9 protein-coding genes and 2 tRNA genes are annotated in these 15,321 nt (G+C 26.0%); 4 read left to right on the top strand and 7 right to left on the bottom strand.

The features are described from left to right. Positions 1 to 217: 217 nt before the first annotated feature. The 6 genes from thrC to CRV10_RS01960 form a co-directional block, all read right to left on the bottom strand. A complete protein-coding gene (gene thrC / locus CRV10_RS01985; protein ID WP_136130149.1) occupies positions 218 to 1,501 on the bottom strand; it encodes a threonine synthase in 1,284 nt (427 codons plus the stop codon). A gap of 4 nt (positions 1,502 to 1,505) precedes the next feature. After that, a complete protein-coding gene (gene thrB / locus CRV10_RS01980; RefSeq protein ID WP_136130148.1) occupies positions 1,506 to 2,435 on the bottom strand; it encodes a homoserine kinase in 930 nt (309 codons plus the stop codon). A gap of 17 nt (positions 2,436 to 2,452) precedes the next feature. After that, complete coding sequence (thrA, locus tag CRV10_RS01975) at positions 2,453 to 4,906, bottom strand: bifunctional aspartate kinase/homoserine dehydrogenase I (protein ID WP_136130147.1); 2,454 nt, start codon at positions 4,904 to 4,906, stop codon at positions 2,453 to 2,455. A gap of 541 nt (positions 4,907 to 5,447) precedes the next feature. After that, positions 5,448 to 7,388, bottom strand: a complete 1,941-nt coding sequence (gene sltY / locus CRV10_RS01970; RefSeq protein WP_136130146.1) for a murein transglycosylase — start codon at positions 7,386 to 7,388, stop codon at positions 5,448 to 5,450. A gap of 345 nt (positions 7,389 to 7,733) precedes the next feature. Next, positions 7,734 to 8,690 carry a phosphoserine phosphatase SerB gene (serB, locus tag CRV10_RS01965; protein WP_136130145.1) on the bottom strand — a complete coding sequence of 319 codons (957 nt, stop codon included), beginning with the start codon at positions 8,688 to 8,690 and terminating at the stop codon, positions 7,734 to 7,736. Positions 8,691 to 8,750: 60 nt separating this feature from the next. Beyond that, positions 8,751 to 9,176 carry a DNA polymerase III subunit psi gene (locus tag CRV10_RS01960; protein WP_136130144.1) on the bottom strand — a complete coding sequence of 142 codons (426 nt, stop codon included), beginning with the start codon at positions 9,174 to 9,176 and terminating at the stop codon, positions 8,751 to 8,753. A 166-nt stretch (positions 9,177 to 9,342) separates the two neighbouring features. On the opposite strand from CRV10_RS01960, the gene CRV10_RS01955 reads away from it, so the two are divergent. Continuing rightward, positions 9,343 to 9,427, top strand: a tRNA-Leu gene (locus CRV10_RS01955). 201 nt (positions 9,428 to 9,628) lie between these two features. On the opposite strand, the gene CRV10_RS01950 is transcribed toward CRV10_RS01955, so the two are convergent. After that, positions 9,629 to 9,713 (bottom strand) — tRNA-Leu (locus CRV10_RS01950). A gap of 740 nt (positions 9,714 to 10,453) precedes the next feature. On the opposite strand from CRV10_RS01950, the gene pepA reads away from it, so the two are divergent. Genes pepA through CRV10_RS01935 form a run of 3 tightly spaced genes read left to right on the top strand, consistent with a single transcriptional unit; the run spans position 10,454 to position 15,292 of the window. Continuing rightward, positions 10,454 to 11,959, top strand: coding sequence for a leucyl aminopeptidase (gene pepA / locus CRV10_RS01945; RefSeq protein ID WP_136130143.1), 1,506 nt, complete (start codon positions 10,454 to 10,456; stop codon positions 11,957 to 11,959). A gap of 18 nt (positions 11,960 to 11,977) precedes the next feature. After that, a complete protein-coding gene (locus CRV10_RS01940) occupies positions 11,978 to 12,424 on the top strand; it encodes a DNA polymerase III subunit chi (protein ID WP_136130142.1) in 447 nt (148 codons plus the stop codon). Positions 12,425 to 12,436: 12 nt separating this feature from the next. Beyond that, on the top strand, positions 12,437 to 15,292 hold the full coding sequence (locus tag CRV10_RS01935) for a valine--tRNA ligase (RefSeq protein WP_136130141.1): 2,856 nt from the start codon (positions 12,437 to 12,439) through the stop codon (positions 15,290 to 15,292). Positions 15,293 to 15,321: the final 29 nt, after the last annotated feature.

Genomic DNA, 15,321 nt, shown 5'->3' with positions numbered 1-15,321 from the left:
ATACTATAAATGTGATCAAATTTAATGATAAATATTGATTATATCATTATCCATATTATCAATATAAAGATTTTAATTTAATAAAAATTGATGTAAACATGAATGATAATAAATTATCTACTTTTTAGATAGAAACAATCATAAAAGCACAATAATATTTATTTATGTTATAAAAATTATATAATCGTAATTAAAATAAAGTTTGTATTCATGAGAATTATTTTAACAAGACATCACATAAATTTTTGAATGTTGGTTTTATATCATATGATAATATGGGTAGACTAATATATTTGAGTAATTCAGGAGGTAAGATTATTTGTTTTTTTATAATCTTTTCTATAGTATCTTGAAATTTAGCAGGATGTGCAGTTCCAAGAAAACAACCAAATTCATTGTTTTTGATATTTTTTTGTAGTAAATACCAAGCTATAATAGAATGAGGTTCTGAAATATATCCTTTTTCTGCTAATTCCAGAATAGAGGATTTAGTTGTTTGATCTGATACTGAACCGTAAGCTAAATCAGTTAAATTCCAAGATTCACGACAAAATAATTCCTCTATTCTTGACCAATTGTTAGGATGACTAATATCCATTGCATTTGATATAGTAGAAATAGTTTTCTTTGGCTTCCAGATCCCATTAGATAAATATCTCGGTACAGTATCATTTATATTTGTAGCAGCTATAAATCGTTTAATCGGTAAACCAAGTGATTTTGCTAATAATCCTGCTGTCAAATTACCAAAATTTCCGCTTGGTACTGATATGACTACATCATTTCTTATTTCCTCTGGAAAATAGGATACAGCTTCAAAGTAATAGCAAATTTGCGCTAAAAGACGACAAATATTAATAGAGTTTGCCGAATTAAGAAAGATTGATTTTTTCAAATCTTTATCATTAAATGCCATTTTAACTAGTGATTGACAAATATCAAAATCACCTTCTACAGCAATTGTTTCAATATTGTCTCCTATAGTACAGAATAATTTTTCTTGTAAAATACTAATGTTATATTTGGGATATAAAACTACAACTCTAATATTTTTCATTCCATGAAATGCATGTGATATTGCTGCTCCAGTATCTCCAGAAGTTGCAGTTAAAATAGTAATTTTTTCATTTTCATCAATAACATGTGATAATATTTGTGCTAAAAATCTACCACCAAAATCCTTGAAAGCTAAAGTTGGACCATGAAATAATTCTATACAGTAAATATTATTGGTTACATATTTTACTGGTACAGGAAATGAAAAGGCTTTTTCGATACAATTTGCTAATTTGCTTGATGATATTTCTTTACCTATATAAGTCGATAAAATTTCATAATTGCGACTGATAAAATCTAAGTTTAATAAACTGTTAATAGTTTTTATATTAAACTTAGGAAGCTCTAAAGGAAAAAACAATCCTTGTTGAGATCCTAAACCAATTTTAGTAGCTTCAATAAAACTTAATTGTTCATTATGGTTTTTAAGATTATATAACTTCATATGTTTATCCTAATTTACGTGCACCAAAATAATCTATTCTACAAATGTGAACAAAACCATCATTATTTTTTATATAATTACTTTGTAACCAATTTGCTACTTGGTTTGCTATATTTATGTTATCACAAATAGTGAAAATTGTCGGACCAGATCCAGAAATACCAGATACTATTGCGCCTATTTCGTGTACAGTTTGCTGAACTTTTATAAAATTTGGTAATAATTTAGCTCTATAAGGTTCTGCTATTATGTCTTTCATAAGTTTAGCGGCTAAATACGGCTGATTTGTATAACAAGCATGAATAAATCCAGCTAATAATTGACTATGTTTAATACAATCTTTTTTACAATATTGTCCTGGTAAAATTGAACGTGCCTGCGCAGTGGATATCTTAATACCTGGATAAGATATTACCCATAACCAATCATTAAAAGTAGGAATTTTTTGACTTATTATATTATTTTCTTCTAAAATAAGCTGCATTCCGCCTAAAAAACATGGAGCTACATTGTCATAATGTATACTATTAGAAACTTTTCCTTCTAAATAACCCATTAACATTAATAATTCATTTTTATTTAAAGGATTACCATAAAATTCATTTAGTGCCATAAAACCAGCTACTATCGAACAAGCACTAGATCCTAATCCTGATCCTATTGGCATATTTTTTTCTAATAAAATTTTTACAGGTATAAATTTTTTCATTTTTGTACAAAAACTTCGCCAACATTGATAAACAATATTATCTTCTGTAAGATTAGGTAATTGATTTGCAAAAAAACCATCACAAATTAGATCGAATTTATCTGAGGCTTGAATAGTAACAAAATCGCCTAAGAATGAACCATCTATTGGAGTAATTGCTACACCTAATACATCAAATCCAACATTAGCATTACCAATAGATGCTGGTGCATAAATTTTTACCATAATTCAAATCCTAACTTTTAAGATAAAGTATGAAGTAAATCAGCAAATACACCAGCGGCTGTCACATTATTGCCTGCACCATATCCCCTTAAGACTAAAGGAATTGGCTGATAATAATGACTATAAAATGCTAAAGCGTTTTCACCATTTTTTATTTTATACAGAGGATTTTGTGCTCCTACTTCATCAATTTTGACTTTACATACTCCACCTTTTTCAATACTACCAACAAATCTTAAAACGTTTCCACAAGTATGAGCTTTAGCTACACGATTCTTAAACACATCATCAAATTCTGATAAAGATTTCATAAATTTATCAATACATTGAATTTTATTCATAACATCTAATGGTAATACAGGCTCAACAATTACATCATTTAATTCCAATTGATATCCAATTTCCCTTGCTAAAATTAATAGTTTACGTGCAACATCAATACCGCTAAGATCTTCTCGAGGATCTGGCTCTGTAAAACCCATATTACGTGCTATTTTGGTTGCTTCTGATATAGATAGTCCTTCATCTAATTTACCAAAGATGAATGAAAGAGAACCCGATAAAATTCCAGAAAATCTTATTAATTGATCTCCTGTATTTAATAGATTTTGTAAATTTTGAATAACTGGCAACCCTGCTCCTACATTAGTCTCATATAAAAACTTGCGGTTTACACTATTAGCAATTTTACGTATTTTCTGATAATAATTCCAAGAAGAAGTATTAGCTTTTTTATTGGAAGTGACTACATGGAAACCATTAGATAAAAAATCAGCATATCGATCTGCAACTTCTTGACTAGAAGTGCAGTCGACAATAACTGGATTCAATATATTATGTTTTTTAATTAAATTTATCCATTTGCTAATACTGAATATTTTTTTAGTTTTATTTAAAGCAAATTTCCAGTTATTTAAATTAATTCCTTTAAAATCAGTCAGTGATTTTTGTGAATTTGCAATACCGTAAACACATAATTTTATTTTTTTTTCTTTTTGTAAGAAATCTTTTTGCTTGTATATCTGATTTAACAATGTGTTTCCTACACCACCAACTCCTATTAGAAACACTTCAATTATCTTATGATTTATAAATAATGATCGGTAAATTAATCGTACTCCATTAATAATTTCACTGTTTTTTACAACAATTGATATTGAACTTTTAGAATTATTTTTCAAAATTGCTATAGTATTAATATTATTATTTGCTAGTGCTGAAAAAATTTTTTTATTCAGGCCTGTATTTATACTATCACCTACAACTGAAATCACTCCTAAATTTTTAATTATTTTTATAGAGTTAAGCAAGTTATTTGTAAATTCAAATTTAAACTTTTCTTTTAAAGTTTGTTTTATTTGTTCTAGATCATTTTTTAGTACGTAGACATTAATATCATAATCTGAATAAGCTTGTATCAATAAAAATCCTAAAATATTATTTTTAGAAATCATATCAATTATTTTTGATGCTGCACCAATTACATGTTTTAATAAAGGACCAGAAATATTTAACATAACTATATTGTTTAAACTAAAAATTCCTTTAATTGAATTACTAAATTGATTGCTATAATTACTAATCATAGTTCCATGTGCTTTAATATTAGTAATATTTTTAATTGAATAAGTAATTTGAAAGTGAATAAGAATTTTAATTATTTTTAAACTAAGAATTTTAGAATTAAAACAAATCATTTCAATTGCTTCTGTATAAGAAATTGATTTTAATAAACGTGCATCAGGCACTTGATTTACTTCACAATTGTAAATTCCATCTACATTCGTCCATATTTCGCAACAATTTGAATTAAAACATGCTGCTAAAACTACTGCTGAATATTCTGAACCATTATTTCCTAATAATACTATTTCATCTTTTTCATTACCTGCGATAGCACTAGCCATAAGAATAATATTCGTTTCAGGAATCTGATCTAGTTTAATACGACGAGTAGACTCAGCAATATCAATTGTATAATCTAAATAATTTCCAAATGCTAGTAATTTTTTCACTGGATTAATTATACTTATTTGATGATTATGTACTTTAAGTATTTCTTCTAAAATAACAACAGAAATTTTACCGCTAATATAAAATATAGAAGCATATATCTTATCTGGACAATGCTTAAATAATTTTATGCTATATAATATCTTTTTTATTTTGTTAAACTCTGATTTTAAGAAATTTTTTAAATAATTGAAATTTAATTTCGGTTGAATATTAACTAAATCTAATAGTAAGTTTGAAAAAATACATTCTATCTTTCTATCTTTAACACTTAATAAAGTATTTTGATTTTTAATTTTATATTCAATAAATTTCAGTAAATAATTTGTAATTTTATTTGGTGAAGATACTACAGCAACAACTTGTCCTTGTTTCGCATTATCTTCTAGAATTTTGGCTGCACGAATTAAAAGTTCTGCATCGCCTGTTGATGTTCCACCAAATTTCAGCACTCGCATGATTTAAAATCTCCTGAATCTTAATAAAAAACATAAGTAATATATCCTTGAAATAAGTGATTTTTCTTTTTCTACTGGTTAATATCTCTATTATGTAGTAAAAGCGATGCTAATGGTGTTTAAAAATTAATCTGAATATTTAGGATTGACTAACAAATCATTCATTAATATGTTATAATTTTAAAATTTTTTATAAAAATAATCAGGTAAATAAAATACAATTCCATTGAGTTATCTAATTTAAAAATAAATAAAGACTATTATGAGAATATCAATAAATAACGTTATTGTATTATAACTACTCTAATAAATTTGATCATGTTTACTAAATATTAATTAATACCACAATTAATAATTAATAGCACAATAATAAATAACAAAAAATAAACATCTTACAAGGTTAAATTCTTCTATCTAAGAATCTATGATTATATAAGATATGTAGTATAATATTTCTTGATATTTATAATTCCTAATGAACATTATTTAAACATTTTCACCATAGTTAATTCTATGACAAAAAATAAGAGTATTTTATTCGTTAATAACGATGGTTCCATTCAAGTGAAGTTAAAATATTTTCGGGTTTACCAGTAAGATAATTATAGTAAGCGTTGTATAATAAAATATTTTTAACATATTGCCTTGTTTCTATAAAAGGAATAGCTTCAATAAATGCTATAGCATCTATCCTACCTGCACTCCTACGCTTCCATTTATTTATATTTGATAAGCCTGCATTATATGCCGCCGCAGCTAAAATCCTATTATTTCCAAGTTGTTTAAAAATGTATTCTAAATAATTTGTACCCATCCAAATATTGGTTTCCGGATCGAACAGTATATTTCTATTATAAATATTTTTAATATTATATATTTTTATTATTTCTTTCATAGTATTTGGTTCAATTTGCATCAGTCCTATAGCATTCATTAATGAATATGCTTTCGGATCCCAACTACTTTCTTGTCTTGTAATTGCCATAGCATAGTTTTTTGTAATATATTTATTATTAGTATATTTTTTATATAAATCATTCCATCCTAATGGAAAACGTTCTTTAATATTATTCCAGATTTTAGCTTGAATAGTTGCTTGCACGCTAAAATACCACCATTTTTGTTCGTTAGCATAACGAGCCAGCATTTTCTTCTGTTTAATGGTATGCTTCTTATTAGAAATTAAATTATGCCATTCAATTCTTGCTAAATCATATTTTTTCCAATGCATTAATTCACGTATTCTAATAATTTCTTTAAGATTTGATATGGTATGGTCAGGTGAAGGAGATATATCATGTTTAAATAAATAACTTAAACCTAATTTTTGTGCTGACACTAATGAGTAAAAACTATTTCTCTTAATTAGTTTATGCAAAATATCATCACCTTTTTTATTATTTCTTTGGAAATAATAAATATTGGCAAGCCAATATTGCCATTCTTCTTTGTTTTTTACTATTTTTGGCAAACGAGATATCCAAAATTTTAAGCCATAATTATCCTTACTAATTAAAGATAAACGCACACGACGTTCAATTAATGATGCAGATTTACTATGCATTATTACTGAGTCTCGCCATGTTTTTAATTCGGAATTGATATGTTCATGCATCATATTGCTTGCTAAAATTTCTTTTATTAATTGAATATCAGTTGTTTTCAGCTTATAAATATTTAAGATTGTTGGAAGTATCTTTTTTGCTAATAACATATTTTTATGCGATAAATGTAATAAAGCATAATTAATTGATTGTAAACTAAAATTGCTAGGAGGTGCTTTTTTTATGTAATCCATAATAGATAATGGATGTCTCTTAAATTCTAAAATTAAATTTGAAATCATTTTATAGTCAGATGGTAAAATATTAATTAAAAAATTTATTGATTTTTGATTATTAGCTTTCATAGCTAGACGAATTTTTTCAATGATTATTGATGGGAATGTCTTACTATATTTTTTGGTAATAAAAAGTAATTTATTACAATCTGATGGTAGACTTATATGTTTTAATAATATTTTTGTCGAATTATGAAAATTTATAGATTTATGATTGGTATACCACTTAGCATAGTACCAATTACAAAAAGCTTGTATTTGTCTTGGTGGTTTTGAAGTGAAAACACTTAGAGTTTTCCAATTTTTTTGCTGAGCTAATAAATTTATAAAATGATTATTTAACATACGGGATAAAGGTAAATCATAATATTTTTTAATAAATTTACTTACTGAGTGTTTTATTAATAATGCATTAGTATTTCGTTTAATTTTTTGTATTAATAACTCATATTCTAAATCCGGATACAGTGGATATTTTTTTAGTTTAGGTAATAATTTAATAACTATAGGTATATTATGTTTATCAAAAGCTTTTTTAATTTGTTCATAATTTTGACGTTGTTGATTAATTAAATCAGCATATACTAGTTTAGATACAATCATAAAATATAATAAAATAAAATATTTACATAAATTTTTCACTTGCTACAATTTCCTTTTTAATTTATGTTTAACATGAAAAATAGAAATCAAGTAAATTAATAAAAATATTTACAGGTAATCAAGTTTAGTATTATTAACATAGTATTGTATAATTTAATTAATCCTCAATATATTAATAATAATGAATTCTCGAGTTAAATCTAGAAATCATTTGCGTTAATTATAATTGGTAGTATAGTATCAATTCATTAATATTTTGAAATGGTGTTTGAGAATGGTTTTCTTTTTATTAAATAATTAATTGAAATGTATTGTAATAGTATTTAAAAAGGTTATTAATAATAGGATGATTTTTAAAATCAGTAATGATGTTAATGGAATTGGTTAGTGTATAGTACTGCTAAGTATACAAAATATACCCATTAGATCCGAATGAACGATTTTTGTTTCTACTTGTTTGTTTACAATAGAATTTGCATGATACGCAATACCTAAAGCTGCAGATTTTATCATTAATAAATCATTAAAACCATCACCTACAGCTACAGTTTGTTCTAAAGGTATTAGTAACCTTTGAGCGATTTTTTTTAAACTTATGAGTTTATATCTAGAATCAACTATAGGACCAATTATTTTCCCAGTTAACTTTCCATTATATACTTCCAAATTGTTAGCTATAACATATGATAAGTTAAGTTTGCTTTCTAGATGAGAAGCATAATATTTAAATCCGCTAGATATAATAGCTATTTTCCAATGTAATAAATGTAATTTATTAACTATTTGTATTAAACCAGAAGTTAAAGGTAAATTATCCAAAATTATTTTAAGGATACTTATATCAACACCCTTCAACATAGCAACACGTTGATGAAGACTTTCAATCATATCTATTTTGCCAAGCATTGCAAGTTTAGTTATTTTAGCAACCGCATCACTACATCCTGCTAATTTAGCAATTTCATCAATACATTCAATTTGAATTGCTGTTGAATCCATATCCATTACTAATAATCCGGGTTTTTTTAAACTCGGAATATTCATTAGTGGTGCTATATCTAATCCTAATTTGTTTGCCAATATAATAGCAGATAATGTAATTAATCCTCCTATAGAAGCTATTTTATATTCATCAATAATCCAAAAATTAGTAACTATTAAATCAATTTTAAGTTCTTTTCTATAATTCATTAAAATTTCTTTATTTAATTTTTTACCATATAATATCCAACTTTCCTTGTTATAAGAATATAATTTTATTATTTCATCATTCGTTAAAAGAATAGGAAAATTTGACCAATGTGATATATTTTCAGGTAAATCACATAAATCAATTGTCATTTTAGTTCCTTTATTAATTGTTATTTAAGAATAAATATTTTATTTAAATTTACATAATTTTTAATATAATTGATATATACCATATTTACATATCTGATTCCATAAAGAACGCTTTTCATCACTACTATTAATTAACCTAGTCATAGATTCACTGCGTAATACAATACCATTAATCGGTTCTTTAATTTCTTTTCCTATGAACCAATAAAGACAATTTAATTTATTTAAAATTAATGATAATTGCTTTGGTTCAATTATTATCACTTGAATAGGTTTTAAATGTAAGGAATACATTACATCTTGTATAAATAATTTATTTAAATTATTTATTTCACTAGTTACTATTATTAACTTGATATTAGATAAAAAGTTAAAATCCGATAATCCTTTAAGTAAACTGAATCTATATAGTTTATATTTAACAATTCCTATTGTTTGTAATATTTTATTATGCTTAAATAACATACTGTAATTTTCAATAACCATCAAAACGATCTCGCTAGTTAGTTAATATATGTCCAATTTAGATTTATTTAATGAAAAAAACAGGAAGTGTATCTTCTTAGTTTACTAAGTTCAAGAAATCAATTAATATTATAATAGAATAAATTAAAATATTGTATTAAGAATATTAATCCTTCATAAATGAAATGCGAAGATGGCGAAATTGGTAGCCGCGCTAGTTTCAGATGCTAGTGTCTTAATAAGATATGAGGGTTCAAATCCCTCTCTTCGCATAAAAGTTTGTTTTTTTAATGATTAACTATAAACATAATGTATTAAAATGAAATTAATATAACTATGAGTTTGTAGTATAATTATCTTTTTAAAAGAATTAATTCAATAATATTAGACAAAAAATTATGTATTTAAATAAACACATGAAAATATAATTAAAATGCAATTGATAAAATGTATATTAAATATTAACGTATGTATGCCGAAGGTCGGAATTGAACCGACATGTACTCACGTACGGTTGATTTTGAATCAACTGCGTTTACCTGTTTTCGCCACTTCGGCTTTTAAAATCAAAAAATCAATGTGATAGAATATTATCATTTTTAATTTTTATTCAGTTAATAATGACACATATGAAATTTTTTTACAATAAAATAACAACAATTGTTTTGATCAATGATCATGTCTTAAAGTAAAGTTCTAAATTTAAAAAAATTAATATATTTTTAATGAAAATTAAGCTTTTTATTGATCTGTTACTAACTAGTTTTAAAGCTAAATTAAATGCATTATGTTATAATTTCAACAAATAGATCATATTAATTAATCATTCAAATTAAATTAATTTATAAAATTATGAAATACTAACATTATGATGTTATAATTTGAAGTTAATTTAACTATATGATTTAGAATCATAATTCTATTAAGTAATATATATTAAAATGTCATCATATTGAAAAAATTACTTTATTATGAAATAGCAAAAAGATAGATTGATTAAATCATTAATATTTTTCAAAATAAAAATTTGATTATTTATTCTATTATGTTTTTGAAAAATTTATATTAATATAAATTTATTAAAATAAACTATGTAATAGTTATTGTTTTTATCAACTAATAATTTTGTAATAATTAACATATTATTTTTTTATAAAATATTTTCAATATACTTAAATAACAATCCTATTATAAATTTATTTGTAGAAACCAATATAATAATTAAATATTACAAATAGAATAATATCTGTAACTGTTATCTTTGATAAAATTTACTGTCAAAAAAATCAGGAGTATACATGGATTTCAGTGTAAAAAGTGGAAGCCCAGAAAAACAACGTAGTGCTTGTATTATAGTTGGTATTTTTGAACCACGTCGTTTATCCGTTATTGCAGAACAATTAGATAAAATTACTGACGGATATATTAGTGCTTTATTAAGACGAGGTGAACTTGAAGGTAAAGTAGGCCAAGTTCTACTATTACATCATGTACCAAATATACTATCAGAACGTATTCTGCTTATCGGGTGTGGAAAAGAGCGCGAACTTAATGAACGTCAATATAAACATATAATTCAAAAAATTATTAATACTTTAAATCATACAGGATCTATGGAATCAGTATGTTTTTTAACTGAACTACATGTTAAAGGAAGAAATACTTATTGGAAGGTACGACAAGCCGTAGAAGCTTCTATAGAAGAGCTATATAATTTTGATCAATTAAAGACTAATAAAACAGAAATAAGACGACCATTGCGTAAATTAGTGTTTAATGTAACCACTAGACGTGAACTTACCATTGGAGAAAAAGCTATCCAACACGGCCTTGCGATTGCAACTGGTATAAAAATTGCCAAAGATCTTGGAAATATGCCACCAAATATATGCAATACTGAATATCTTGCACTACAATCACATAAACTTGCAGAAACATTTGATAATATTCATACAACTATCCTTGAAGAAGATCAAATGAAAAAATTAGGAATGAATGCCTATTTAGCAGTAAGTAAAGGTTCAAACAATCAACCATTAATGTCAATTATTGAGTATAAACCTAATAATTCAATATCTAAACCTATTGTATTAATTGGTAAAGGAGTAACATTTGATTCAGGAGGAATTTCTATAAAACCATCTAGTGGATTAGAAGAAATGAAATATGACATGTGTGGTGCTGCAGCAGTATATGGTATTATGCATGTAGTTGCACAATTAAATTTGCCAATTAGTGTAATTGGTATTATGGCAAATTGTGAAAATATGCCAGACGGTAATGCTATTCGTCCAGGTGATGTACTAACGACAATGTCAGGTCAAACAGTTGAAGTATTAAATACAGATGCTGAAGGTCGATTAATATTATGTGATGCATTAACTTATGTTGAGCGTTTTGAACCAGATTCGGTAATTGATATTGCAACTTTAACGGGAGCTTGTGTAATTGCCTTAGGTGATCATACAAGTGGTCTAATATCAAATCATAATCCATTAGCACATGATCTTATTAGTGCATCTGAACAGTCAGGAGATCGCGCATGGCGTTTACCTATGTTTGATGAATATAATGATCAATTAGATTCTAGTTTTGCAGATATGGTAAATGTCGGTGGTCGTTCTGCAGGAGTGATAACCGCAGCTTGTTTTCTCTCCCGTTTTACACGTAAATATAATTGGGCACATATAGATATTGCTGGTACTGCTTGGAGATCAGGAAAATATAAAGGTTCTACTGGAAGACCAGTAGCAATGATATCACAGTACTTATTGAATCGAGTAGGACTAAATGTAGAAGATTAACATCTTATTATAAATATTATGAAAAAAGTAATATTTTATGTTATAAAATCCCATATATTAAGTTGCAGCAGTTTAAATTACTTTGAAACACTGACATCTTATATAGCTAGAAAATATTGGTATCAAGGAAAACGAGTATTAATTTACTGTGAGAACATTAAGCAAGCTATACGAATTGATAAAAATTTATGGAAAGATCCATTAAATGCTTTTATCCCTCATAATTTATTTAAAGAAGGAATAATTGGTCGAGGACCAATAGAAATAATATGTTCACAAAATAAAATTAATTTTTTTTCTTACGATATTTTAATTAATTTATTTATCAATTTTACCAATTGTATTGGTGATGTTAATGAAATAATAGATTTTGTCCCCCAGGAAGATCATCTTAAAAAACTAGCTCGTATTCGTTACAGAGAATATCGTAAATTAGGTTTTAAATTTAAAATTACAGTAATTTAATAAAATAAAAATATGGAAAAACAATTCGATCCAAAAACATTTGAACAAACTATTTATGAACATTGGGAAAACAGCGGCTATTTTAAACCAAGTGAGGATGTTAATAAAGAAAGTTTCTGTGTAATGTTACCGCCACCAAATGTAACTGGTAGTTTACATATGGGTCATGCCTTTCAACAAACAATAATTGATATTATTGTTCGTTATAATAGGATGCAAGGTAAAAATACATTATGGCAAACTGGTACCGATCATGCTGGTATTGCAACTCAAATCATTGTTGAAAATAAGATTAAAACAGAAGAAGGCAAGCTAAGACAAGACTATGAACGTGATGAATTTATTAAAAAAATCTGGAATTGGAAAAAAGAACTAGGTAGTACTATTAATAACCAAATGCGTCGTCTTGGTAATTCAGTGGATTGGGAACGTGAAAGATTTACTATGGATGATGGCTTTTCTAAAGCAGTAAAAGAAGTATTTATTCGTCTCTATACTGACAAATTGATTTATCGTGGTAAAAGATTAGTAAATTGGGATCCTAAATTGTGCACTGCAATTTCCGATCTAGAAATAGAAAACAAAAACGTTGAAGGTAAATTTTGGTATATTCGATATCCTCTTTCCAGTGGTGTTAAAACTGTTAATGGTGAAAATTATTTAGTAGTTGCTACTACTCGTCCCGAAACGTTACTGGGTGATACTGCAGTTGCAGTCAATCCTAATGATTTTCGTTATAACAATCTTATTGGAAAATCAGTTATATTACCAATATTAAAACGAGAGATTCCCATTATTGGTGATGAATTTGTAGATATAAATAAAGGAACTGGCTGTGTAAAAATTACTCCTGCGCATGATTTTATTGATTATGAAGTAGCCTGTCGTCATAAATTACATATGATTAACATTTTTACTCTAACTGGTTGTATTTGTGAATATGTTCAAATTTATGATACAAAAGGTTTAAAAATTAGTAACTACAATATTGAAATTCCTATTAAATTTAGAAAAATGGATCGTTTTGTAGCAAGAGAAGCTATTATAAAGGACATTAAGCAACTGGGTTTAATAGAAAAAATCGAATCTCATATTGTAAGTGTTCCCTATGGTGATCGAAGCGAAGTAATTATTGAACCTATGTTAACTAATCAATGGTATATTAAAACTAAACCATTGGCATATATGGCAATTAAAGCAGTAAAAAAAGGAGATATAAAATTTATACCAAAGCAGTACGAAAATATGTATTTCTCTTGGATGTATAATATTCAAGACTGGTGTATTTCAAGGCAATTATGGTGGGGACATCGTATTCCTATTTGGTATTCAAATCATGGTAAAGTGTATGCTGCTTTAACAGAAAAAGAAGTACGAGAGAAAAACAATTTAGATCCTAATACCATATTATGGCAAGATAATGATGTACTAGATACCTGGTTTTCATCTGCTTTGTGGACTTTTTCTACTTTAGGCTGGCCAGAAAATAATAAACTGCTTAATATGTTTCATCCTACTAATATTATAGTAAGTGGTTTTGATATCATTTTTTTCTGGATAGCTCGTATGATTATGTTGACAATGTATATCATCAAAGATTCAAATGGTAATCCTCAAATACCTTTTAAAATTATCTATATGACTGGTTTAATTAGAGATGAAAAAGGTCAAAAGATGTCAAAATCTAAGGGTAATGTGATTGACCCAATTGATATAATAGATGGTATTTCATTAAAAGAACTATTAAAAAAACGCACTAGTAATATGTTATTACCTCAATTAGCTAAAAAAATTCAGGAAAGCACAAAAAAACAGTTTCCATATGGAATAAAACCATCAGGTGCTGATGCTTTGAGGTTTACCTTAGCTGCTTTAACGTCAACTGGTCGTGATATTAATTGGGACATGAATCGTTTAGAAGGCTATCGTAATTTTTGTAATAAGATATGGAATGCTAGTCGTTTTGTACTAATTAACTTAGATGATTTTAATATTAGTCAAAATCATAAAGATATTAAATTATCAGTTTCAGATCGCTGGATTTTAACTAAGTTTAATGACGTAACAAAATTTTATAGGAATGCACTTGATTCTTATCGTTTTGATATTGCAGCTAATACATTATATGATTTTACTTGGAATGAATTTTGTGATTGGTATATAGAAATAGCTAAGATAGTATTAAAGAATGGAACAGAATGTAATATTAATTCTGTAAGATACACTTTATTATTTGTATTAGAATCTTTACTTAGATTAGCTCATCCTATCATTCCTTTTATTACTGAAGCTATATGGCAAAAAATAAAAATATTTAAAAATCTTAATGAAGATACAATAATGTATCAATCATTTCCTTGTTACAAGGATAAAAGAGATGATCAAGAATCTAAAAAATATTTTAGCTGGATTAAGCAATTTATCATTGCGATACGTAATCTTCGGAAAGAAATACATTTACAAGCAAATGAATTAATAGATTTATCTTTAGTTAATTGTTCTCAATCAGTTATTAATCTTGTAACATCTAACAATATTATTTTAACAAAATTAGCAAATTTAAAAACATTAACTATTTTATTCACAAAAGAAAAAGGTCCAGTTTTGGCAACTAAAATCATAAAAGAAGCTGAAATTGTAATTCCATTAACTGAAGTAATAGATAAAAATACAGAATTAAGTCGTTTAAACAGGGAAATACTAAAAGTTGATTTAGCAATTAAGAAAATAAAATCCAAATTTATTAATAGTAATTTTATTTCTCTTGCTCCGAAAACGATTGTAATACAAGAACAAAATAAAATAAAAGAAATGGAACAAAAAAAAGAAAAATTAATAAATCAAAAAACTAAAATACAAAACCTATAATTTATATTATTGTAAATATAACTATTAAA

This window comes from Candidatus Pantoea edessiphila, assembly GCF_002933355.1.
Classification (GTDB): Bacteria; Pseudomonadota; Gammaproteobacteria; order Enterobacterales; family Enterobacteriaceae; genus Pantoea_C; species Pantoea_C edessiphila.
The sequence above is the reverse complement of the archived record's forward strand: the minus strand, read 5'-3'. Positions and strand labels throughout refer to the sequence as shown.

Coding starts and splice junctions, on each gene's coding strand:
- thrC (WP_136130149.1), bottom strand. CDS start 1,501: ATGAAGTTATATAATCTTAAAAACCATAATGAACAATTAAGTTTTATT.
- thrB (WP_136130148.1), bottom strand. CDS start 2,435: ATGGTAAAAATTTATGCACCAGCATCTATTGGTAATGCTAATGTTGGA.
- thrA (WP_136130147.1), bottom strand. CDS start 4,906: ATGCGAGTGCTGAAATTTGGTGGAACATCAACAGGCGATGCAGAACTT.
- serB (WP_136130145.1), bottom strand. CDS start 8,690: ATGACAATTGATTTATGTGATTTACCTGAAAATATATCACATTGGTCA.
- CRV10_RS01960 (WP_136130144.1), bottom strand. CDS start 9,176: ATGGTTATTGAAAATTACAGTATGTTATTTAAGCATAATAAAATATTA.
- pepA (WP_136130143.1), top strand. CDS start 10,454: ATGGATTTCAGTGTAAAAAGTGGAAGCCCAGAAAAACAACGTAGTGCT.
- CRV10_RS01940 (WP_136130142.1), top strand. CDS start 11,978: ATGAAAAAAGTAATATTTTATGTTATAAAATCCCATATATTAAGTTGC.
- CRV10_RS01935 (WP_136130141.1), top strand. CDS start 12,437: ATGGAAAAACAATTCGATCCAAAAACATTTGAACAAACTATTTATGAA.